General features: G+C 72.5%; 14 protein-coding genes. 9 read left to right on the forward strand and 5 right to left on the reverse strand.

The genetic code is table 11. The annotated features are described in order from the left end of the window. Window positions 1–3 precede the first annotated feature (3 nt). A complete protein-coding gene (locus AB0B33_RS36225) occupies window positions 4–1539 on the forward strand; it encodes an FAD-dependent monooxygenase (protein ID WP_360780343.1) in 1536 nt (511 codons plus the stop codon). Here AB0B33_RS36225 and AB0B33_RS36230 read toward each other — a convergent pair. Continuing rightward, entirely contained in the window at window positions 1441–3654 is a 2214-nt protein-coding gene (locus AB0B33_RS36230) for a discoidin domain-containing protein (protein WP_360780346.1), read from the reverse strand. The genes AB0B33_RS36225 and AB0B33_RS36230 overlap by 99 nt on opposite strands. A gap of 547 nt (window positions 3655–4201) precedes the next feature. Between AB0B33_RS36230 and AB0B33_RS36235 the strand changes: the two genes are divergently transcribed. Together AB0B33_RS36235 and AB0B33_RS36240 are read left to right on the forward strand one after the other, a co-directional pair. Beyond that, on the forward strand, window positions 4202–6337 hold the full coding sequence (locus AB0B33_RS36235) for a discoidin domain-containing protein (RefSeq protein ID WP_360780349.1): 2136 nt from the start codon (window positions 4202–4204) through the stop codon (window positions 6335–6337). Continuing rightward, complete coding sequence (locus AB0B33_RS36240; RefSeq protein ID WP_360780352.1) at window positions 6334–9237, forward strand: glycoside hydrolase family 3 C-terminal domain-containing protein; 2904 nt, start codon at window positions 6334–6336, stop codon at window positions 9235–9237. The genes AB0B33_RS36235 and AB0B33_RS36240 overlap by 4 nt, the downstream gene beginning before the upstream one ends. On the opposite strand, the gene AB0B33_RS36245 is transcribed toward AB0B33_RS36240, so the two are convergent. Together AB0B33_RS36245 and AB0B33_RS36250 are read right to left on the reverse strand one after the other, a co-directional pair. Next, a complete protein-coding gene (locus tag AB0B33_RS36245) occupies window positions 9180–10226 on the reverse strand; it encodes a LacI family DNA-binding transcriptional regulator (RefSeq protein WP_360780355.1) in 1047 nt (348 codons plus the stop codon). The two genes, AB0B33_RS36240 and AB0B33_RS36245, sit on opposite strands and share 58 nt — an antisense overlap. 82 nt (window positions 10227–10308) lie before the next feature. Further along, complete coding sequence (locus tag AB0B33_RS36250; RefSeq protein ID WP_360780358.1) at window positions 10309–13368, reverse strand: discoidin domain-containing protein; 3060 nt, start codon at window positions 13366–13368, stop codon at window positions 10309–10311. Window positions 13369–13585: 217 nt separating this feature from the next. Between AB0B33_RS36250 and AB0B33_RS36255 the strand changes: the two genes are divergently transcribed. From AB0B33_RS36255 to AB0B33_RS36270, 4 genes are all read left to right on the forward strand, one after another. Continuing rightward, a complete protein-coding gene (locus AB0B33_RS36255; RefSeq protein WP_360780360.1) occupies window positions 13586–14347 on the forward strand; it encodes a sulfite exporter TauE/SafE family protein in 762 nt (253 codons plus the stop codon). A 79-nt stretch (window positions 14348–14426) separates the two neighbouring features. Beyond that, window positions 14427–16691, forward strand: a complete 2265-nt coding sequence (locus tag AB0B33_RS36260) for a xanthine dehydrogenase family protein molybdopterin-binding subunit (protein ID WP_360780363.1) — start codon at window positions 14427–14429, stop codon at window positions 16689–16691. Next, complete coding sequence (locus AB0B33_RS36265; protein ID WP_360780366.1) at window positions 16688–17158, forward strand: (2Fe-2S)-binding protein; 471 nt, start codon at window positions 16688–16690, stop codon at window positions 17156–17158. The genes AB0B33_RS36260 and AB0B33_RS36265 overlap by 4 nt, the downstream gene beginning before the upstream one ends. Continuing rightward, window positions 17155–17973, forward strand: coding sequence for a xanthine dehydrogenase family protein subunit M (locus AB0B33_RS36270; RefSeq protein WP_360780369.1), 819 nt, complete (start codon window positions 17155–17157; stop codon window positions 17971–17973). Before AB0B33_RS36265 ends, AB0B33_RS36270 begins: the two co-directional genes overlap by 4 nt. A gap of 52 nt (window positions 17974–18025) precedes the next feature. Here the strand turns inward: AB0B33_RS36270 and katG are convergent, their stop codons facing one another. Together katG and AB0B33_RS36280 are read right to left on the reverse strand one after the other, a co-directional pair. Next, window positions 18026–20302 carry a catalase/peroxidase HPI gene (gene katG / locus AB0B33_RS36275; RefSeq protein WP_360780372.1) on the reverse strand — a complete coding sequence of 759 codons (2277 nt, stop codon included), beginning with the start codon at window positions 20300–20302 and terminating at the stop codon, window positions 18026–18028. Continuing rightward, a complete protein-coding gene (locus tag AB0B33_RS36280) occupies window positions 20299–20751 on the reverse strand; it encodes a Fur family transcriptional regulator (RefSeq protein ID WP_247023868.1) in 453 nt (150 codons plus the stop codon). The genes katG and AB0B33_RS36280 overlap by 4 nt, the downstream gene beginning before the upstream one ends. 117 nt (window positions 20752–20868) lie before the next feature. Here AB0B33_RS36280 and AB0B33_RS36285 point away from each other — a divergent pair, with 117 nt between their 5' ends. Both AB0B33_RS36285 and AB0B33_RS36290 read left to right on the forward strand, forming a co-directional pair. Next, the gene (locus AB0B33_RS36285; protein WP_360780375.1) at window positions 20869–21666 is read left to right on the forward strand and encodes a thymidylate synthase; all 798 of its coding nucleotides are present in this window, start codon (window positions 20869–20871) and stop codon (window positions 21664–21666) included. Next, window positions 21663–22121, forward strand: a complete 459-nt coding sequence (locus AB0B33_RS36290) for a dihydrofolate reductase (RefSeq protein WP_360780377.1) — start codon at window positions 21663–21665, stop codon at window positions 22119–22121. The genes AB0B33_RS36285 and AB0B33_RS36290 overlap by 4 nt, the downstream gene beginning before the upstream one ends. Window positions 22122–22179 lie beyond the last annotated feature (58 nt).

The raw sequence follows: 22179 nt of genomic DNA on the forward strand, positions 1-22179 counted from the left end.
CCGATGACAGTTGCCGTCCTCGGTGGCGGCCCGGTCGGTCAGACGGCCGCGCTGCTGCTCGCGCGCTGGGGTGTACCGGTGGTGCTCGTCGACGAGCACGAGGTGCGCGACCCCGTGGGGTCCAAGGCGATTTGCCAGCAACGGGACACGTTGGACGTCTGGGCGTCGCTCGGCGCGGGGTGCCTCGCCGAGGAAGGGCTCACCTGGACGACCGCCCGGACGTTCCACCGCGAGACCGAGCTGTTCTCGCTGAAGCTGCCCGACGGCGGGTCCGCGCTCCCGCCGTTCGTCAACATCTCGCAGGCGCGCGTCGAGGAAGTCCTCGACGCGCTGATCGCCGAGCAGCCGCTGATCGACGTCCGGCGCGGGCACCGCGTCACCGGCGTCACCCAGCCCGGGTGCGTCGAAATCCAGTGCGAAACTCAGGACGGGCCGCGCCGGATCGAGGCCGACTACGCGATCGCGTGCGCGGGCTCGCGGGGCGACACCGTGCGGCGGGCCCTCGGGCAGCAGCTGGCCGGGTTCTCCTTCCGCGACCTGTTCCTGATCTGCGACATCCGCGCCGACCTGCCGGGCTGGGCGGCCGAGCGCCGGTTCCACTTCGACCCGCCGTGGAACCCGGGCCGCCAGGTGCTCATCCACCCGTGCCCGGGTTCGCAGTTCCGCATCGACTGGCAGGTCCCCGACGACTACGACCTCGCGGCCGAGGAGACCGGCGGCGCCCTCGACCACCGGATCCGGGCGATCATCGGCGACCGGCCGTACGAGGTCGTCTGGCGCTCGGTGTACCGCTTCCACACGCGGCTCGTCGACCGGATGCGTGTCGGCCGCGTGCTGCTGGCCGGCGACTGCGCGCACCTGGTCGCGCCGTTCGGGGCGCGCGGGCTCAACTCCGGCGTCGCCGACGCGGAGAACGCGGCCTGGAAGCTCGCCTGGGTCCTGCGCGGCCACGCCGAAGAGGAGCTGCTGGAGAGCTACCACACCGAGCGCCACGCGGCGGCCGTCGAGAACGCGGCGGTCACGACCGCGACCATGGATTTCCTGGTGCCGCAGGACGACGGGCAGCGCGCGCGCCGCCTGGACGTCCTCACCCGCGCCGCCACCGACCCGGCGGTGCACGAGCAAGTCGACTCGGGCCGGCTCGCCGAACCCTTCTGGTACGAGGATTCGCCGTTGACCACGCCCGATCCGGTGCGCCCGCACACCGGACGGCCCCGGCGGGGGACGTTGCCGCCGCCGGGGCCGGGGGTGCTGCTGCCGGACGTCACCGTCGCGAATGGACGGTTGCGTGACCACGCCCGCCGGGGTTTCCGGGTCCTGACGACCCCCGGCGTGCGAGCCGAAGGGGTGCCGGCGGTGGAGATCCCGGTGGGCGGGGCGCTGGGCGCGCGTCCGGGCGAAGCCTGGCTGGTCCGTCCGGACGCCTACGTCGCCGCCGTCCTACGGGTAGCTGACCAGCGGGCTCACCTGGTGCCCGGTGTTCGCGGCGTCACCCGAATCGTTGATGACGTGCGCGATCGTGCCGACGCCGCCGAGTGACACCGAAACGAGGTTGTGGAACCGGACCCCGCCGTTGTTCGGCACCTCGAAGGAGTGACTGGCCACAATGGACGGATTGGTGTTGAAGAAGCAGTAGCTGCCCAGACCCCAGCCTTCGTGGCTGGTCACCGAATCGGCCACCTTGTACGCCGCCCAGCCCTGCCGGCCGCCGCCGCTGGTCCAGGACGCCTGGTCCGGCGGGTCGTACGGCATTTCGTTCTGGAAGAAGTACGTCCGCCCGCCGTTGCCGTTCCAGAGCACCTCGTACTGCTGGTAGTGCTCGACGAACAGGCCGTACATCGTCACGTTCGCACCGTTGACGACGAGGCCGTTGGCCGCGGTGTTGACGTTCCAGCCGACGCCGTTCGAGTGGTCGCCGCGCCACAGCCACATGTGGTCGCCGATGACGTTGTTCGAGTTGACCACCAGCGTCTGCGTGGCCTTGCCGACGGCCGCGCCGCCGATCCGGAAGAACACGTCGTGCAGCGACGTCGGGTCCGCCGCGTGGTTGGCGTTCGACCCCGGCTGGCCGACCTGCACGAGCACCGGCGAGTTCACCGCGCCCGCGTCGACGAGCAGGCCCGCGATCTTCACACCGTCCACATCGGACGTCGTGATGGCCGCGTTCCCGTTGGTGGGCATCAACGTCGCCAAGCCGAGTCCGAGCACCACGGTGTCCGGGCGCGTCACGTTCAGCGCCTGGTCGAGGTGGTACACGCCGGGCGTCACGAGCAGGTTCTTGCCCGCGGCGAGGGCGGCGTTGATGGTCGCCGCCGAGTCCGACGGGTGTGCGACGTAGAACTCGCTCAGCGAGATCGACTGCCCGGCCGGCGCGCCGTGGCCCCAGCTCGTGCCCTGCGAGTTCTGCCGCAGCGCCGGGACGAACACGTTGTAGCTGCCCGAGCCGTCGACGTAGAGGAACGGCTTCTCGCGGATCACCGGCGTCTGGCCGACGACCGTTTCGGGCGGGTTCGGGAACGACGCCGGCGGGGTGCCGGTGGAACCGACGAACACCATGTTCCAGACGCCGCCCTGCCAGCCGCCGAGCTCGCTGTTGCGGGTGAGGAACTGCTGCTGCGACCCGGAAACGGCGACGCCGTCGATCTTGCTGTCGGCGATCAGGCCGCCGCTGGCCCAGCCGTCACCGCCGTTCCACAGCTGGATCTGGCTGCCTTTGAGGTGCATCCGGCGGTACGGCGCCGCCTGCGCGACCGCCCAGCGCTCGACCTGCCCGGCGGGCAGCGTCACCGAGAGGTTCTCGGCGGAGCGCCAGAAGTTCTGGGTCGCGTTGCCCTTGTTGTTCGGGTTGTCGCCCTGCTGCAGCCAATCCGCCTCGACGCGGACGTGGCCGTTGAGGTTGACGTCGTCGGGAGAGAGGCCGAGGCCCGCCACCTGTTCGTAGAAGCCGAGGTTGACGTCGGCGTTGTAGCTGCCGGGCTTGAACAGCACGGCGTAGCGCTCGTTGCCGAACTGGTTGGTGTGCTGCTGGTTCGCCAGCTGCGTCAACCGGTTCTGGATCGTCGCGGCCGGCGTCGACGGGTCGAACACCGACACGTTCGGCCCGAGGTCGGGGTTGCGCGGGTCGGTCGGCGGGATCGTGGTGCCGCCGCCGGTGCCGTGCACGGCCACTTCCCACAGGGAGTAGCCGTAGCCGGTCGCCCGCTGGGTGCCGTAGACCCGCAGGTAGCGGGCGGTGCCGGTGACGGGCACGGTCTGCGTGCCGCCGGTGCCGGTGGTCGTCGTGTACGCGTCGGTCCAGCTCGTGCCGTTGCTCGAGAGCTGCACGCTGAACGCTTTCGCGTACGCGGCTTCCCAGGTGAGCGCCACGTCGCAGAGCTGCTGGGCGGAGCCCAGGTCGACCTGGAGCCACTGCGGGTCGCTGAACGCGCTGGACCAGCGCGTGCCGGCGTTGCCGTCGACCGCGGCGGACGCGGGGGTGCCGCCGTTTTCGGCGGACGACGCGGTCGCGGTGCGGCCTTGGGCGAGGTTGGTCGTCCCGCACGCGGCGGCCTGGGCCGGCGCGGCGCCGACCACCGCCGCGGTGGTGACCGCGGTGACGAAGGTGGTGGCGATGACGAGGAGGCGGTGTACGGGGGAGAACGTCGTTGATCTCATCGGCCTGCCTGCTGATCGGGGGAGGACGTGCGAAGGGGACCGGGCGAGCCCCACAGCTCGCGCCGGCGTCGGGTGGTGCGGCGGGTTCGCGCCCCGGCACCCGCCGGCACCGTGAGCCGGAGGAGCGGTACCAGGGTGGGTGCGACGGCGCGAACCGGTCAGCCCGAGGGTGTGCGTGACGCGGAGAACCGATCCGGGTGGCGGTCACGGAACCGGTTCCAGCGGGTCGAAGTCAACACCGCGGGGTTCGGCGGAGTCAAGGATCCGGCGCGGATTCGTTCTCCCGGACCAATCCCGGCCGTGGTCCGCGACCGTCCGGCGCAGGGAAGTTGACATTTTACGGCTCTTTATTTATATCCTGAACTAAGAGCGTGCCGACGGCCGGGACCCACACCCGCGCCGAGGGCCACGTGAGCCGATCCGCGCCGGGGCAAGGCCGCCCCGGCGCCGGTTCGCCGTGGAGGTGCTCATGCAACGCCGCACGCCGAAGACCACTCCGTCCGCAGCCGCCGGGGGAGGAACGAGATCCGCCCGGATGGGTGGGGTGGTGTCGCGCACCGCCCGCCGGGCCGGCCCGCTCCGGCCCGCCGGCTGGTGGGCCGGGGGAAGCTGGACCGGATCCCGCCGGACCGGGGTTCGTTGGCTGGGGGCTCGCTGGGGCGGCGGTTCGCCCCGGCCGGCCGCCGACGAGGGTGGTGGTTCGCCTCGGCCGGCTGCCGACGGGGGTGGTGGTTCGCCCCGGTCGGCGGCCGACTGGAGTGGCCCGGTCCGGCCCGTCGACGGCCCGGCCGGAACCGAGGGAACTGAGGGCCGCCGGTCTCGGGCTAACCGGCCTGCCGGCCGCCGGGCCGGAACTGGCTGGACCGGGACCCGCCGGTTCACCGCCCGGCGCTCGGCCGGAACTGGCTGGACCGGGGCAGGCTGGACCGGGGCCGGTCGGACCGGAGCCCGCCGGGCCGGCTCGCTCCGGACCGGGCGCCGGTGGGTCGGGGCTCGCTGGACCGCCCTCGCCGTCCTCGCGCTCACCCTCACCGCCCTCCTCACCGCGCCGGCTGCCCAGGCCGCTCCCGCTCTGCTCTCCCAAGGCCGCCCCGTCACGGCGTCCTCCACCGAATCCGGCGCCTTCCCCGCGTCGGCCGCCGTCGACGGTGACGCCGGTACCCGGTGGTCCAGCGCCTTCGGCGACCCCCAATGGCTCCAGGTCGACCTCGGCTCCACCCAGCAGCTGTCCCAGGTCGTCCTCACCTGGGAAGCCGCGTACGCCAAGGCCTTCACGATCCAGGCCTCCGCCGATGGTGCCACCTGGACGTCCCTCTACTCGACCACCACCGCGACCGGTGGCAGCCAGACCCTGAACGTCACCGGCAGCGGCCGGTACGTGCGGCTCACCGGGACCCAGCGGGCCACCCAGTACGGCTACTCGCTCTGGGAGTTCCAGGTCTACGGCGGGGGCGGCACCACCCAGCCCGGCGATGCCCTGCTGTCCTACGGCAAGTCCGGCACGGCGTCCTCCTACCAGGACGACGGCGCCTGCCCCGGGTGCCTCCCGGCGAAGGCGTTCGACCACGACCCCGCCACGCGCTGGGCGACGAGCGCCACCACCGGCTGGGTCGACCCCGGCTGGATCACCGTCGACCTCGGGGCCACCGCCGCGATCCACCAGGTCGTCCTGCAGTGGGATCCGGCCTACGCCGTCGCCTACCAGATCCAGGTGTCGAACGACAACACGAACTGGACCTCGCTCTACTCGACCACCAGCGGCAAGGGCTTCAAGGAAACCCTGACCGTCAACGGGTCCGGCCGGTACGTCCGGATGTACGGCACCGCCCGCTCGAACGGCTACGGCTACTCGCTGTGGGGCTTCGACGTCTACGGCACCGGCGGCAACCCGACGACCCCGCCGCCCGCGCCGCCCGCTCCGCACTTCCCGGGCACGCTGGTCTGGAGCGACGAGTTCAACGGGGCCGCGGGCGCGAACCCGGACGCGAGCAAGTGGACCGCCGAGACCGGCGCGGGCGTCAACAACGAGCTCGAGTTCTACACGAACAACAACAACGCCAAGCAGGACGGCCGCGGGAACCTCGTCATCCAGGTCCGCCGCGAAGCCACGCCGGGCAGCGCCTGCCCGGTCGACCCGGTCAGCGGCAGCGGCACCTGCCAGTACACCTCCGGCCGGATCAACACCGCCGGCAAGTTCAGCTTCACCTACGGCCACGTCGAGGCCAACATCAAGGTGTCCGGCACGCAGGGGCTGTGGCCCGCGTTCTGGTTGCTGGGCGCCAACTTCTTCAGCGGCACACCGTGGCCCAACTGCGGCGAGATCGACATCATGGAGCACGTCGGGAAGTCGCCGAACCTGGCCTACTCGACCATCCACGCCCCGGCGTACAACGGTGCGGGCGGTATCGGCGCACCCCTCGACCTCGGGCAGGACGTCGCCGCCGGGTTCCACAAGTTCGGGCTCGACTGGGACGCCTCGCACATGACCTTTTACGTCGACGGAAAGGCCTTCGAGACGATCAACCGCGACACGGTCGAGAGCACGCGGGGCCCGTGGGTGTACGACCACCCGTTCTTCCTGATCCTCAACAACGCCATCGGCGGGGACTTCCCCGGCCCGCCGGGCGCGGGCACCGTGCTCCCGCAGGACATGGTGATCGACTACGTGCGGGTCTACCAGTGAGGCGGCTCGTCCTCGCCGCGGTGGTGACGGCGGGCCTGCTCGCCGTCCCACCGCTCGCCGCCCAGGCGGCCCCCGCGCTGCTCTCGCAAGGGCACGCCGTGACCGCGTCCTCCACCGAGAACGCCGCCTTCCCGGCGAGCGCGGCGGTCGACGGCGACCCGGGCACGCGCTGGTCCAGCCTCGCCGCCGACCCGCAGACGCTGCAGGTCGACCTCGGCTCGGCACACACCTTGAACCAGGTCGTCCTCCAGTGGGAGGCGGCCTACGCCAAGGCGTTCACGATCCAGGCCTCCGCGGATGGCGGCCAGTGGACCACCGTGTACTCGACCACGACCGGTACCGGCGGCACCCAGACGCTGCCGGTGTCGGGCAGCGGCCGCTACGTCCGGCTGACCACCACCCAGCGCGCGACCCAGTGGGGCGTGTCGCTGTGGGAGTTCCAGGTCTTCGGCGACGGCTCGGCCCAGGCGTGCGGCAGTGCGAACGCAGGCCTGCGCCAGCCCGCGACCGCGTCGAGCGTCCAGTCGGACGCGTTCGGAGCGAGCGCGGCCGTCGACGGCGACACCGGGACCCGGTGGTCGAGCCTGGCCGCCGACCCGCAGTGGCTGCAGGTCGACCTCGGCAGCGCGCGGGCGGTCTGCGGCGTCGATCTGACCTGGGAGGCGGCCTACGCGAGCGCGTACACGGTCCAGCTGTCCACCAACGGGACGTCTTGGACGACGGCGGCGACCGTCACCGGGTCGGGCGGCACCGAACACCCGGCCGTTTCGGGCACGGCGCGGTACGTCCGGGTGAACGCCACCGCGCGAGCCACCCAGTGGGGCGTCTCGCTGTGGGAGTTCGCGGTGCACACGTCCGACAGCGCACCGCCGCCGGCCGGGTGCCCGTGGGTCGGCTCCACCGCACCGGTTGCCGACCGCGTCACCCAGCTGATGGCCGCGATGACCCCGCAGCAGAAAGTGAAGGTGCTGCACGGCAACGGGGCCACCGGGCCGTACATCGGCAACACCGACGCCGTGCCCGAGCTGTGCATCCCGGCGCTCGGCCTGCAGGACGGACCGGCCGGGGTCGGCGACGGCCTCGACGGCGTCACCCAGTTCCCGGCGCCGGTGACGGCCGCCGCGACCTGGGACACCGGCCTGCTGAACCGGTACGGCACGGCGATGGGTGCCGAGTTCGCCGGGAAGGGCGTCGACATCGCGCTCGGCCCGACGATCAACCTGGTCCGCGACCCGAGGTGGGGCCGGAACTTCGAGACCTACGCCGAAGACCCGTACCTCGCCGGGGCGGCCGGGACCGCGACGATCCAGGGCATCCAGAGCCAGGGCGTGCTGGCGCAGGCCAAGCACGCGGCCGCCTACAACGTCGAGGCCGGGGCGTCGCGCGGCACGCCGTCGGACAACGTCATCGTCGACGACCGGACCCTGCACGAGCTGTACCTGCCGGCGTTCCAGCAGGTGGCGAGCCAGGGCCAGGTCGCGTCGATGATGTGCGCCTACAACCAGATCAACGGCGTTCCCGCGTGCCAGAACAGCGGCGTGCTCACCACGGCGATCAAGCAGGACGCGAACTGGGGCGGCTTCGTCGGCTCCGACTGGGGTTCGGCGACCGGCGGCCCGCGGCAGCTGGCCAACGGCGGGCTGGACATGGAGATGCCCGGCGGTGCGTTCTTCGGCCAGGGCCTGCTCGACGCCGTTTCGCGCGGCGAGGTCACGCAGGCGCGCGTCGACGACATGGTCCGGCGGGTGCTCACGCAGATGTTCCGGTTCGGCGTCTTCGACCGGGCCCGGCGGGGGACACCCCAGTCGGTCGTGACGAACGCGGCCAACGTGACGACCGCGCGGGACGTCGCCGCGGCCGGGTCGGTGCTGCTGAAGAACACCGGCGTCCTGCCGCTGACCGCTTCGACGAAATCGATCGCGCTCTCCGGCGGCGACGGGATCGACCCGCAGAACATCGGCGGCGGCAGCGCCAAGGTGAACCCGTCACCGGCGTCGGTGAACCCGATCGACGGGATCAGGGCACGGGCCGGGTCCGGCGTCACGGTGTCCTATGTGGACGGCGCGGGTGAGCACGTCCAGACGCCGAACATCCCGGCCGCGGTGGCCCAGGCGCGCACCGCGGACGTCGCCATCGTGTTCGCCAGCTACGGCGAGTCCGAGACCGAGGACCTCGAGACGATCGATCTGCAGCACCAGCAGAACGACCTGATCGACGCCGTGGCCTCGGCCAACCCGCGCACGGTCGTCGTGCTCAACACCGGCTCGGCGGTGACCATGCCGTGGCTGGGGAAGGTCGCCGCGGTGATCGAGGGCTGGTACCCGGGCCAGGAGAACGGCAACGCGATCGCGTCGCTGCTCTACGGCGACGTCAACCCCTCGGGCAAGCTGCCGGTCAGTTTCCCGAAGCAGCTCGCCGACCTGCCGACGGCGAACGTCCAGCAGTTCCCGGGCGCGAACGACCGGATCGAGTACTCCGAAGGGCTCAACGTCGGCTACCGCTGGTACGACAGCCGCAACGTCGACCCGCTGTTCCCGTTCGGCTTCGGCCTGTCGTACACGACGTTCGGGTTCTCGAACCTGGTCGTCACGCCGCAGGGGACCAACGGCACCGCCACCGTGACGGCGACGGTGACCAACACCGGCACGCGGGCCGGCGCCGACGTCGTCCAGCTCTACGTCGGGCAGCCCGCCGGTAACGGGGAGCCGCCCAAGCAGCTGAAAGGGTTCAAGAAGGTCCAGCTGAACCCCGGGCAGAGCCAGGCCGTGTCGTTCCCGCTCACCCCGCGGGACCTGGCGCACTGGACCGGTTCGTGGACGGCGAACGCGGGGCAGTACCGCGTCTACGTCGGCGACTCGTCGCGGAACGTGCCCCTGTCGGGCGCGCTGACCGTTTCCTGAGTCGATTCCCGGACCACCAGTGCGGTCGGGACGATCAGCGGCCGTCCCGGCGGCGGCGCCCCGGCGAGCTGCGCGAGCAGCTGCCGGGCCGCCGTCTCGCCCATGGCCCGCAGCGGCTGGCGGATCGTCGTCAGCGGCGGCTGGGTGTGCGCGGCCAGGGGGATGTCGTCGAAGCCGACCACGGCGACGTCCCCCGGCACCGCGCGCCCGGACTTGCGCAGCCCGGCCAGCACGCCGGCCGCGGTGAGGTCGTTGTGCGCGAACACCGCGTCGAACTCCGGGCCCGACGCCAGCAGCTGGAGGATCGCGGCTTCGCCGCTTTCGCTCGTGAAGTCGCCTTCGATGATCAGCCGGGAGTCGAGCGTCAGCCCGGCGTCGAGGACGGCTTCGTTGAACCCGTTGAGGCGGTCGGCGGTGCAGCCGAAGTCGCGCGGCCCGGTGACCGTGGCCAGCCGGGTGCGGCCGGTGGCGAGCAGGTGGCGGGCCGCCACCGCGCCGCCGTGGCGGTTGTCCGTGCCCACCGAGGGGAACGCGGGACGGCGGCCGCGGTCGTCGATCACCACCACCGGCAGCCCGGAGTCGTGCAGGACGCGCAGGTGGCGCACCGCGTCCGGCGGTTCGATGAGCAGCAGGCCGTCGAACGCCTTCGCCGACACCTGCCGCGAGAACTCGTCCAGGGATTCGGCGCCGCGGTTGGCGGTGGACAGCAGCAGGCCGTAGCCCTTCGACTCCACGACGTCGGCGACGCCCTGCAGCACTTCACCCATCCACGGCCAGGTCAGCCCCGGCACGAGCATCCCGACCGTGCGGGTCACGCCGCGGGCCAGGCCGACCGCGCCGGCGCTGGGGATGTACCCGGTCGCGGCGATCACCTCGCGCACCCGGATCGCGGTCGCGGCGTCCACATCGGCTTTGTTGTTGAGGACCCTGGACACGGTCGTCTTGCTCACCCGCGCGCGGCGGGCGACCTCGGCGATCGTGACGCGCATCCGTCCTCCCGAGCGGGGGGTGGCAAGTCCTGTGGTGCCAAGGTACTCGCCCCGGGCCCCGCCGCGACCGGTCCGAAATCGATCAAGTCCACCCGGACAACCGCGTGAGGCCCGCGTCGCCGCCGCGCCAGTCCGTCCGGACGGCGACGTACCGGGCCGGCCCGGTGATCTTCACGGTGGCGGTGCGGCCACGGCCCGCCGGGCCCGCGGTGGTGTAGGTGACGCCGTCGGTGCTGGTTTCCACCGTGGCGGCGGGCACACGCCCGGGCGTCCAGGCCAGCTCGACCCGGGAAACCGCGGTCACCGCGCCGAGATCGACGACCAGCCGGCCGCCGGGGCCGGGCCGCCACGCGGTCGCCGGGTCGTCGTCGACCGCGGCGGCCGGGCTCGACATCCCGGGCGGCAGCGGTTCGGCGGGGAAGGCGCGGGCGCCGAGCGCGAGGTCGGCCAGGGGGTGGGGCCGGACCTCGCCGAACACGACGGGCACCGTCCGGCGGGGTGGCAGCACCACCGGCCGCGCGCGGCCGCCGTCCGGCGTCACCGTGACGACCGACGGCAGCGGCCCCGGCGCGGTGAGGTCGACGCGGCTCGCGTCGCGCACGACCGCCTTCAGCCCGGCCGGGCCGCGCACGGTGAACCGCGGGGGTTCGACGCGGCCTTCGGCGGCCGCGAGGTCCAGCGTGAACGTGGTCCCGGTCGTCGTGAGGACCTGTTCCCCGCGGTAGAGCCGCTTCTCCGGCCGGTTCTGCGGGAGCTCCGCGGTGCCCGCGGCAGCGGTACCGGAAAGGTTGACCAGCACGAGGAAGCCGTCGGTGACGCTCGCCCGGACCGCCGGCGCGGTGGTCGCGACGCGCCCGGACGGCTTCGCGCCGGCCGGTGCCGGGTACAGCTCCGCGAGCAGGGGCGCGGCGGGGCCGTCCGAGAGGGTGACGCGGTCGCCGGTGACGGTGAGCGGGTTCGGGCTGTCGACGACGATCCCGGCCCGCCCGTCGATGTCCAGCCGGCCGCCGGTGCTGCGCAGCGCCGGGACCGGGTAGGTCGCCACCGCCGTCCAGGTCACGCCGTCGGGCGAGGTTTCGATCCGGTACTTCCGCCCGGCGGCCGCCTCCCAGCTCAGCCGCGCGCGGTCGACGGACGCGGGGGCGCCGAGGTCGACGGCCAGCCAGCTGTCCGCGCGCGTCCGGTCCGATGTGGACACCGCCCAGCGCGTCGCCGGGTCGCCGTCGGTGGCGTACTTCGCTTCTTTGCCCGCCGTCGCAGAGGAAGCCGTCGCCGTGCCGGCCCGGGCGAGGTCGGGGCCGTCGCCGTCGCGGACCTCGAACGCCCAGAGCGAGTAGCCGTACTGCGGGTCCGGCTGAACGCCGAGCATCCGGACGTACCGCGCGGTGACCGGCGCGAAGGTGACGTCGTCGGTGCGCGCGCCGGCCGGGGCGGCCTGCGCCTTGACGGTCACGGTGCCTTCGGCCGCGGTGTAGCTGCGGTCGCCGTCGAGACCGGGCACGCCGGGCATGGCGAGGTTGTAGACGTTCAGGACACCTTCGCTCTCGGCGACGCCGGTGCTCGCGTAGACGGCGGCGCCGGTGGGCAGGGTGGCGAGGGCGGCGTACCCGGTGTCGAAGCGCAGGACGCCGACGGTGCCGTCGAAGCCGTCGCGGACCTTCTCGTACGTCGTTGCGTGGCGTTCGCGCACGGCGATGTTCGTCGCGGGCAGCAGCGCGGGGTTGGCGCCGCCGAGCACGAAGAGCCAGTCGTCGTGGTGCGGCTGCCAGGCGAACTTGACGAACCCGGGCTTGGTCACGGTGCCCGCCCAGGCGGCGGGGGAGCGGTGGGCGAGCAGCCCCGGCCCGGTCCCGAAGTCGGCGACCCCGGCGGCGTGGGCGTCGAACTCGTCCTTGCGCACCGGCGTGACCCGGCCGCCGTGGCTCGCCCGCCACTCGTGCAGCAGGTAGCTGATGGCGAGTTCGGCCCGGGCCTCCGGCTCGTACTTCGGCTCCCCGGAGAACTTCGTGATCCGGTCGGCGGGCGGGTAAGCCTGGTACGGCTCGAGCCGGCCGGCCAGCTGCGCCTCTGCGTAGGCGGCGTAGCGGTCGCCGAGGACCTGGGCGCGGAAGGCGAGCGGGATGACGTCGCGGCCGTAGAGGTGCTCGCGGTCGGCGACCATCGGCATCAGCGGCTCGCCGGCGTCGCTGGTCATGAGCAGCATGGTGCGCCAGAGCAGTTCGCCGTTCGGTTGCGCGGTGAGCACGTCGGGCAGCGGCGTCCCGGCGGCGAGGAAGTGCATCGCGTTGCGGCCGGACGTGCGCCAGAGCTCTTCCTGGTAGTGCGGGCCGAACGAGCCGTGGTTCTCGACGAGGAAGGTGTCGTAGAGGTTGGTGGCGGTGTTGGCGCTGACCGGACGGCCGTCGACGAGCCGCGGGTTGGCCAGGTCGGCCGCGGGCAGCCCGGCTTCGTTGCGGCTCCAGGTGCCGAAGGCGTCGCGCCACGCCTGCGCGCGCGGGTCGGCCGGCGCCCAGGCCAGCGCCGGGGCGAGGGATTGGGCGTAGACACCCATTTCTTCCAGTTTCGTGTCGCCGACGTGGCCGCCCCGGAGGCCGTTGGGGGTCCAGCTGCCGGACGCCGGGTCGTCGCCGGTGCCGAGCGCCGTCGTGTACGCGGCCTGTTCGGTCGCGATGCGCTCGACGTTCGCGCGCGTCGCGGGGTCCAGGTCCGTCCACAGCAGACGGGCGGCGAGCAGGAAGTACGACTGGAAGGTGGTGTCGAAGAACAGCTTGCGGCCCCACTCGGTCCCGCCGGTGAGCAGGTTGGACGCGGCGAAGTGCCGGAGCGTGGCCAGGGTGTGGGCCTTGAGCGTGTCCTGGCCGACGCCCGCGACCTCGGCGTCGTAGCCGCCGCGGGTGAGGAGGACGGCGTTGCCGAGCACGACGGCGAAGGTGAAGTCGCGGGCCGGGTAGATCCCGGCTTTCGCGTCGAACTGCTGCTCGGCCCAGCGGGTGTGCCGCAGCAGCACCCGCAGGTACGTGGCGGCGACCGGATCGGGCGGCGCCGCGGCCGCGTCCGCCCGGCCGGGCAGGTTCACCAGCAACGCGGCGGCACCGGCCGCCCCGAACAGGGCGAGCGCGTGCCGCCGGTCGAGCTCGCCCATGCGTGACCTCCCAGGCCGTTGACAACCTTGTCAGCGCGGATTCTGGGACGGCGGGCGGCGCGCGGGCAAGCCCGGGAGCGGATCCCGTCCGGTTTCGGACAAGACCCGGGTAATTCGTATAACGACCTATACCGCGGGTCTTGCTTGGACCTCGGGGCCGCGCTGGTGGGAGCAAGCTCACCGGCACCGGGACGGCCCGCCGTGTTGAGATGACAACGTGATCACCGACCCGGCCACCCTGCTGCTCCTCGTGCTCGCCGGCGTGGGCGCCGGCCTCACCGGGGCCATCGCCGGGCTCGCTTCGCTCGTCTCCTACCCGGCGCTGCTGGCCGCCGGGCTGCCGCCGGTCGTCGCCAACGTCACCAACACCGTCGCCATGCTCGGCACCACCGCCGGGGCCGCCGCCGGTGCCCGGCCCGAACTCGCCGGCCAGCGCGCCCGGATCGTCCCGCTCTGCCTCATCACCACCGTCGGCGGCGCGGTCGGCGGAGCCGTGTTCCTCCTGACGCCCTCCGGCGCGTTCACCGCGATCGTCCCGTGGCTCATCGGCGGCGCCGCCGTGGTCCTGATGGCGGGCCCGCGCCTGCGCCGCCTGGCCGAAGCCGCCGAACACCACGGCCTCCGGCCCGCCACCGGCGTCGCCGCGTTCTTCATCGGCATCTACGGCGGCTACTTCGGTGCCGCCGCCGGTGTTCTCATGCTCGCCCTGCTCGTCTCGGTGTGGAGCCAGCCGCTCGCCCGGACGAACGCCGCGAAGAACCTGGTCACCGGATCGGCGAACTTCCTCGCCGCGATCGTGTTCGCCTGCACCGGCAAGGTCGTCTGGCTCGCCGCGCTCGCCGTCTGCCTCGGTTCGCTCGGCGGCTCGTGGCTCGGCTCGACTCTCGTGCGCCACCTGCCCGCGACCCCGCTGCGCATCGGGATCGGGATCGCCGGGCTGGGGCTGGCCGCCGTGCTCGGCTGGCAGGCTTACGCCTGAAAGACTTTCCCGCTCTCGGGCTGACGGCACCCCCGTGGACAAGGCATGATCGGCGGGGTAACGGCGAGCAGGAGACCAGATGAGCATTGTCGGAACCCGGGTCGTCCGCCAAGAGGATCAGAACCTGATCACCGCGGGCGGCACCTACGTGGACGATTTGCGGGAGGAAGCGCTTTCCGGAGCCGCGCACGCGGTGTTCGTCCGCAGCCCCATCGCGCACGCGCGGATCGGGGGCATCGATGTCAGCGAGGCGAAGGCGGCGCCGGGCGTGCTCGGCGTGTTCACCGCCGCCGAACTCGGGCTCGAACCGCACGCGGCCGGGCCGGTCAAGGAACCGTGGCTGGCCGACGGCGTCGTGCGTTACGTCGGTGAACCGGTCGCGCTGGTCCTCACCGAAGAGCGCTACCAGCTGGCCGACGCGGCCGAGCTGGTCGACGTCGACTACGAACCCCTCGACGCCGTCGCGAGCATCGGCGCCGCCCTCGCGGACGAGACGCTGCTGTACCCCGGAACCGGCAGCAACGTCGTGCAGGTCAACGGTGTCGCGGAGTTCGACGAGAGCATCTTCGCCGACTGCGAAGTCGTCGTCTCGCAGACCATCGTGAACCAGCGCGTCGCGCCCGCGCCGCTCGAGGTGCGCGGTGCTTCGTGCGCGTGGGGCGAAGACGGCAGGCTGACGGTCTGGCTGTCCACCCAAAACGCCCAGATCGCCCGGACGCAGCTGGCCGCGAGCCTCGGCGTCGGCGAAGAGAACGTCCGGGTCATCGCGCCCGACGTCGGCGGCGGCTTCGGCGCGAAGATCGGCGCCGACCCCGAAGCCACCGTTCTGGGCTGGGCCGCCAAGGAGATCGGGCGCCCGGTGCGCTGGGTGGAGTCGCGCAGCGAGAACCTCACCGCGATGACCCACGGCCGGGGGCAGCTGAACACCGTCACCATCGGCGGGAAGCGCGACGGCACCGTCCTGGCCTACCGCCTCGACGTCATCCAGGACGCCGGCGCGTACCCGCGGACGCTGTTCCTGCCGACGCTGACCGAGCTGATGGCCGTCGGCGTCTACCGGTTCCCGAAGGTGGAAACGCGCAGCCGCGGGGTCGTCACCAACACCACGCCGATCGCGGCCTACCGCGGCGCGGGCCGCCCGGAGGCGACCGCGGCGGTCGAGCGCGGGATGGACGTCTTCGCCGCGAAGATCGGGATGGACCCGGCCGAGGTCCGCCGGGTCAACTTCATCCGGCCCGAAGAGTTCCCGTACCGGACGCCGACCGGCGCCTCCTACGACACGGGCGAGTACGCGGCCGCGCTGGACAAGGTCCTCGACGCCGCCGGGTACGCCGAATTGCGCGCCGAGCAGAAGCGGCGGCGCGAAGCCGGCGACCCGGTCGAGCTGGGCCTCGGGATCGCGGCCTACGTCGAGATCACCGGCGGCGACTCCGGCGGCGAGAGCGGCCGCGTCGACATCCACCCGGACGGCTCGGTCGTCGCGTGGACCGGCAGCTCGCCGCACGGCCAGGGGCTCGGCACGTCGCTGGCGATGCTGCTGTCCGACCAGCTCGGCGTGCCGCTGGAGAAGATCACCGTGAAGCACGGCGACACCGACGAGGTGCCGAAGGCGGTCGGCACGTTCGGCTCCCGGTCGCTGCAGCTCGGCGGCTCGGCGATCCGGCAAGCGGCCGACGAGGTCATCGCGCAGGCCCGCGAGCTGGCGGCCGACCTGCTGGAAGCGGCGCCGGACGACCTCGAGCTGGACGCCGAACGCGGCGTGTGGCAGGTCCGCGGCGCGCCCTCGAGCACGGTGCTGAGCTGGGCGCAGGTCGCCGAGACGGCCGGGGAGGGCAAGCTCTCGGCCGACGTCTGGTTCGGCGGCGGCAAGCCGACGTTCCCGTTCGGCGCACACCTCGCCGTCGTCGAGGTCGACACCGAGACCGGCAAGGTCGACCTGCGCCGGATCGTCGCGGTCGACGACGCCGGGCCGATCGTCAACCCGCTCACCTTCCGCGGCCAGCGCCACGGCGGGCTCGGGCAGGGCGCGGCGCAGGCGCTGATGGAGGTCGTCACCTACGACGAAGACGGCAACCCGACGACCGCGACGCTGGCGGACTACTCGTTCGTCACCGCCGTCGAGTTGCCGGACTTCGAGCTCGTCGACATGGCCACCCCGACCGACCGGAACCTGCTGGGGGTCAAGGGGATCGGCGAAGCGGCGACGATCGGCTCGACGCCGGCGGTGCACAACGCCGTGGTCGACGCGCTTTCGACGCGCGGTGTGCACCACCTGGACATGCCCACGACCCCCATCCGGGTCTGGGAAGCTCTTGAAGAAGCTGGGAAGGGAAGCGCGCGGTGAAGGTCTCGATCGAGGTCAACGGGCGGCCGGTGACCGAGGAGGTGCCGGACCGGACGCTGCTGGTGCACTTCCTGCGCGACACGGCCGGGTTCACCGGCACGAACATCGGCTGCGACACCACGTCCTGCGGCGCCTGCACGGTGCTGCTCGACGGCGAGTCGGTCAAGTCCTGCACGGTGCTGGCCGCGCAGGCCGACGGCCACGCCGTCACCACCGTCGAGGGGCTGGCGGAGCCGGACGGGTCGCTGCACCCCGTGCAGCGGGCGTTCCGCGAGCAGCACGGCCTGCAGTGCGGGTTCTGCACGCCGGGGATGATCATGGCGTCGGTCTCGCTGCTGGCGGACAACCCGAAGCCGACCCGCGACGAGGTCCGGGCCGGGCTCGAGGGGAACCTCTGCCGCTGCACGGGGTACCACAACATCGTCAGCGCCGTGATCGACGCTTCGGGTCAGGAGGTGGACCGGTGATCCCCGCCGAATTCCGCTACGAGCGCGTGTCCACAGTGGACGAAGCGCTGGCCAGGCTCGCCGAGCACGGCGACGAGGCCAAGGTGCTGGCGGGCGGGCACTCCCTGCTGCCGCTGATGAAGCTGCGGCTGGCCGCGCCGGAGTACGTGGTCGACATCGGCCCGGTCGACGAGCTCCGCTACGTCCGGCTCGACGGCGACGACGTCGTGATCGGTGCGCTGTCCCGCTACAGCGACCTCGCGCACGACCCGGTCCTGCGGGAGCACGCGCCGCTGCTGGCGCACGCGTCCGGCGAGGTCGGCGACCGCCAGGTCCGCCACCGCGGCACCCTCGGCGGCTCGCTGGTGCACGCCGACTCCGCGGCCGACCTGCCCGCGGCGGTGCTGGCATCGGACGCGGTCCTGGTCGCGCGCGGCCCGGCGGGGGAGCGCCGCATCCCGGCGGCGGAGTTCTTCCTCGGCCCGTTCACGACGCCGCTGGAGCCCGACGAGCTGCTCACCGAGGTCCGGCTGCCCCGCCAGACCGGGCAGGGCTGGGGCTTCCAGAAGTTCACCCGCCGCGCGATCGACTGGGCGATGGTCGGCGTGGCCGTCACCGGCGGCCGGGTGGGCCTGGTCAACATGGGCGGCGTACCGCTGCGGGCCACCGCGACGGAGGAGGCACTGGCGGCGGGCGCGTCGATCGCGGACGCGGCGGCGCTGGCCGCGGAGGGCACGAACCCGCCGGACGAGCCGCACGCGACGGCGGAGTACCGCCGCCACCTGGCCCGCGTGCTGACCCGCCGCGCTCTCACCGAGGCCGCGGCGCGCTCCTGAACGCCGAAGGCCCGGCCGGTCCACAGTGGACCGGCCGGGCCTTCGTGCGTGCTCAGGCGAGGTCGAAGCGGTCCAGCTCCATGACCTTCGTCCACGCCGCCACGAAGTCGGCCACGAACTTCTCGCGGGCGTCGTCGCTGGCGTAGACCTCGGCGAGGGCCCGCAGCTGCGAGTTCGAGCCGAAGACGAGGTCGACCGCGGTGGCGGTCCACTTCACCGCGTCGGTCGCGACGTCGCGGATCTCGTAGACGTTCTCCTCGGACTCCGACGCCTTCCACCGGGTGCCCGGCGCGAGCAGGTTGGCGAAGAAGTCGTTGGTGAGCACGCCCGGCCGGTCGGTGAGGACGCCGTGCGCCGCACCGCCGTGGTTCGTGCCGAGGGCGCGGAGGCCACCGACCAGCACCGTCATCTCCGGCGCGGTCAGGTCGAGCAGGTACGCGCGGTCGACCAGCAGGACCTCCGGCTGGCGCTTCTCGCCGGCCCGCAGGTAGTTGCGGAAGCCGTCGGCCCGCGGCTCGAGCACCTTGAACGAGTCGGTGTCGGTCTGCTCCTGCGAGGCGTCCGTGCGGCCCGGGTGGAACGGCACGGTCGTCTCGACGCCGGCGTCGCGCGCCGCCTTCTCGACGGCGGCCGAGCCGGCCAGCACGATCAGGTCGGCCAGCGAGATCTTCGCGCCGCCGGCCTCGTTGAACTCGCGCTGGATGCCCTCGAGGGTTTCGAGCACCTTGCCGAGCTGCTCGGGCTGGTTGACCTCCCAGGTGCGCTGCGGCTCCAGGCGGATCCGCGCGCCGTTGGCGCCACCGCGCTTGTCGGTGCTGCGGAAGCTGGACGCCGACGCCCACGCCGTGGAAGCGAGTTCCGCGACCGACAGCCCCGAGTCGAGGACCTTCGCCTTGAGGGCGGTGATGTCGGCGTCGCCCACGAGGTCGCCCTCGACGGCCGGCACCGGGTCCTGCCACAGCTGCGGCTCGGCGACCCACGGGCCGAGGAAGCGGCTGACCGGGCCCATGTCGCGGTGCAGCAGCTTGTACCAGGCCTTGGCGAACGCCAGCGCGAACTCGTCCGGGTTCTCCAGGAACCGGCGCGAGATCGGGCCGTAGACCGGGTCGAAGCGCAGCGACAGGTCCGTCGTGAGCATGGTCGGCTTGTGCTTCTTGTTCGGGTCGAACGGGTCCGGGATGATCTCCGGCGCGTCCTTGGCGACGTACTGCTTGCCGCCGCCGGGGCTCGTGGTGAGCTCCCACTCGTAGGCGAACAGGATCTCGAAGAAGCGGTTGCTCCACTCGGTCGGCTTGTCGGTCCAGGTCACCTCGAGGCCACTGGTGATCTGGTCCGGGCCCTTGCCGCTGCCGTGCGTGCTCAGCCAGCCGAGGCCCTGGGCCTCCAGCGGGGCGCCCTCGGGCTCCGGGCCGACGTGGTCGTCGGCCACGCCGGCGCCGTGGGTCTTGCCGAAGGTGTGGCCGCCGGCGATGAGGGCGACGGTCTCCTCGTCGTTCATCGCCATCCGGGCGAAGGTCTCGCGGATGAAGCTCGCCGCCGCCTTGAAGTCGGCGCTGCCGCGCGGGCCCTCGGGGTTGACGTAGATGAGGCCCATCTCGGTCGCGCCGACCTCGGGCGCCATCTCCGAGTCGCTGACGTAGCGCTCGTCACCCAGCCAGTCGTCCTCGGGGCCCCAGAAGATCTCCTCCGGCTCCCAGGTGTCGACGCGGCCGAAGCCGAAGCCGAAGGTCTTGAAGCCCATCGTCTCCAGCGCGACGTTGCCGGCCAGCACCAGCAGGTCGGCCCACGAGATCTTCTGGCCGTACTTCTGCTTGACCGGCCACAGCAGGCGGCGCGCCTTATCGAGGTTGGCGTTGTCCGGCCAGCTGTTCAGCGGGGCGAAGCGCTGCCCGCCGTCACCGGCGCCGCCGCGGCCGTCGTGGATGCGGTAGGTGCCCGCGGCGTGCCAGCTCATGCGGATCATCAGGCCGCCGTAGTGGCCGAAGTCGGCGGGCCACCAGTCCTGCGAGGTGGTCAGCACCGAGGCGATGTCCTGCTTGAGGGCGTCGACGTCGAGCTTCGCGAATTCCTTGGCGTAGGCGAACTTCTCGCCCAGCGGGTTGCTCTTCGACGAGTGCGCGTGCAGCACCGTGAGGTCGAGCTGGTTGGGCCACCAGTCCTTGTTGGTGCGCGGACGGCCGCCCGTCTTCGCCGTCGGCGAGTCGATCGCCGGGTTCTCGCTCTCGCTGCCGTGCGAGGTCACGGAGTCGTGCGCGACCGGGCAACCGGCCGCCGCCTTCTGGTCCACGCCCTGCGCGCTGGACGGGCCGTTGTCCTGGGTGGAGCTCATTTACTTCCTTCCGAGAGCGGCGAATCATTTCGGGTGCGGTCGGCCGCGCAGCCGGGGCAGGTGCCCCAGTAGACGACCTCCGCCTGGTCGATCACGAAACCGTGGTCGTCCGAGGCGGTGAGGCACGGGGTGTGGCCGACTGCGCAGTCGACGTCGGCGATCGCCCCGCAGGAGCGGCACACGACGTGGTGGTGGTTGTCACCCACGCGTGACTCGTAGCGGGCGGTCGCACCGGCGGGCTGGATGCGCCGCACCAGCCCGGTGTCGGTGAGCGCACGCAGCACGTCGTAGATCGTCTGGTGCGATACCGACGGGTGCTCGCCGCGCACCAGGTCGATCACCGTTTCGGTGTCGACGTGGGGGTTCTCGCGCAGCACCGCGAGCACGGCCAGCCGGGGCCGCGTCACGCGGAGCGAGACGGCTCGCAACTGCGCTTCGTAGTCGGACATCACCACCGACCCTAGGGCGCTATCTGGAATGAGTCAAGTTATGACCCGAAGATCCACTCGGTGGTGTCGTGCGGCCGGGTACGCCGTTCGCCGTGCGCCTTGGTTAGGCTCGCGGGCATGCCGGACACGCAGTACGAAGACCTCCTCCGCCACGTGCTCGAAACGGGGGCCCGCAAAGGGGACCGTACTGGTACGGGCACGCGGTCGATCTTCGGGCACCAGCTGCGCTACCGCCTCTCGGACGGCTTCCCGTTGATCACCACGAAGAAGGTCCACTTCCGCTCGATCGCGTACGAACTGCTGTGGTTCCTGCGCGGCGACGCGAACGTCGGCTGGCTGCGCGAGCACGGCGTGACGATCTGGGACGAGTGGGCGGCGGAAGACGGCGACCTCGGCCCGGTCTACGGCGTCCAGTGGCGCTCGTGGCCGACCCCGGACGGCGGCCACGTCGACCAGATCGCGGAGGTCCTGCGCACGCTGCGCGAGAACCCCGACTCGCGGCGGATCATCGTGTCCGCGTGGAACGTGGCCGACATCCCGCGCATGGCGCTCCCGCCGTGCCACGCGTTCTTCCAGTTTTACGTCGCCGACGGCCGGTTGTCCTGCCAGCTGTACCAGCGCAGCGCGGACCTGTTCCTCGGCGTCCCGTTCAACATCGCGAGCTACGCGCTGCTGACCCACATGATCGCCGCGCAGGTGGGCCTCGGCGTCGGCGACTTCATCTGGACCGGCGGCGACTGCCACGTCTACGACAACCACGTCGAGCAGGTCCGCACGCAGCTCGCCCGCGAGGCGCGGCCGTTCCCGGCGCTCGAGCTGAAGCCGGCGGAGAGCCTGTTCGACTACACCTACGAGCACTTCGCGCTCGAGGGGTACGACCCGCACCCGGGCATCAAGGCCCCGGTGGCGGTGTGATCGGCCTGATCTGGGCCCAGTCGGCGAACGGCGTCATCGGCCGCGACGGCGAGCTGCCGTGGCACCTGCCGGAGGACCTGAAGCACTTCAAGTCGGTGACGGCGGGCGCGGCGGTGCTGATGGGGCGGCGCACGTGGGAGTCGCTGCCGCCGCGGTTCCGGCCGCTGCCCGGGCGGCGCAACCTGGTGCTGTCCCGGACCCCGCAGGAGGGGGCCGATACGTTCCCGGACCTGCCCGCGGCGTTGTCCGCGGTTTCCGGCGACGTGTGGGTGATCGGCGGGGCGGCGGTGTACGCGGCGGCGCTACCGCTCGCGGACCGCATCGTCGTGACGGAGCTCCGGGAGTCCTTCGAAGGGGACACGCACGCGCCCGAGGTGGGACGGCCGCCGGAGTCGGCGGGCGAGTGGCTGGAGTCCTCGACGGGCCTGCACTACCGCTTGCTGACCTGGGGCTGAGCTCCGGCTCGTGCGCGGGCCGGCCGCCCGGGCCGAGGACCGTTGCGCTCCCGGGGCT

Source organism: Amycolatopsis sp. NPDC049159, assembly GCF_040648295.1.
Taxonomy (GTDB): Bacteria; Actinomycetota; Actinomycetes; order Mycobacteriales; family Pseudonocardiaceae; genus Amycolatopsis; species Amycolatopsis pretoriensis_A.

Excerpts from the sequence above, each read along its gene's own strand:
- AB0B33_RS36225 (WP_360780343.1), top strand. The coding sequence starts at position 4 with ATGACAGTTGCCGTCCTCGGTGGCGGCCCGGTCGGTCAGACGGCCGCG.
- AB0B33_RS36230 (WP_360780346.1), bottom strand. The coding sequence starts at position 3,654 with ATGAGATCAACGACGTTCTCCCCCGTACACCGCCTCCTCGTCATCGCC.
- AB0B33_RS36245 (WP_360780355.1), bottom strand. The coding sequence starts at position 10,226 with ATGCGCGTCACGATCGCCGAGGTCGCCCGCCGCGCGCGGGTGAGCAAG.
- AB0B33_RS36250 (WP_360780358.1), bottom strand. The coding sequence starts at position 13,368 with ATGGGCGAGCTCGACCGGCGGCACGCGCTCGCCCTGTTCGGGGCGGCC.
- AB0B33_RS36260 (WP_360780363.1), top strand. The coding sequence starts at position 14,427 with ATGAGCATTGTCGGAACCCGGGTCGTCCGCCAAGAGGATCAGAACCTG.
- katG (WP_360780372.1), bottom strand. The coding sequence starts at position 20,302 with ATGAGCTCCACCCAGGACAACGGCCCGTCCAGCGCGCAGGGCGTGGAC.
- AB0B33_RS36280 (WP_247023868.1), bottom strand. The coding sequence starts at position 20,751 with ATGTCCGACTACGAAGCGCAGTTGCGAGCCGTCTCGCTCCGCGTGACG.
- AB0B33_RS36285 (WP_360780375.1), top strand. The coding sequence starts at position 20,869 with ATGCCGGACACGCAGTACGAAGACCTCCTCCGCCACGTGCTCGAAACG.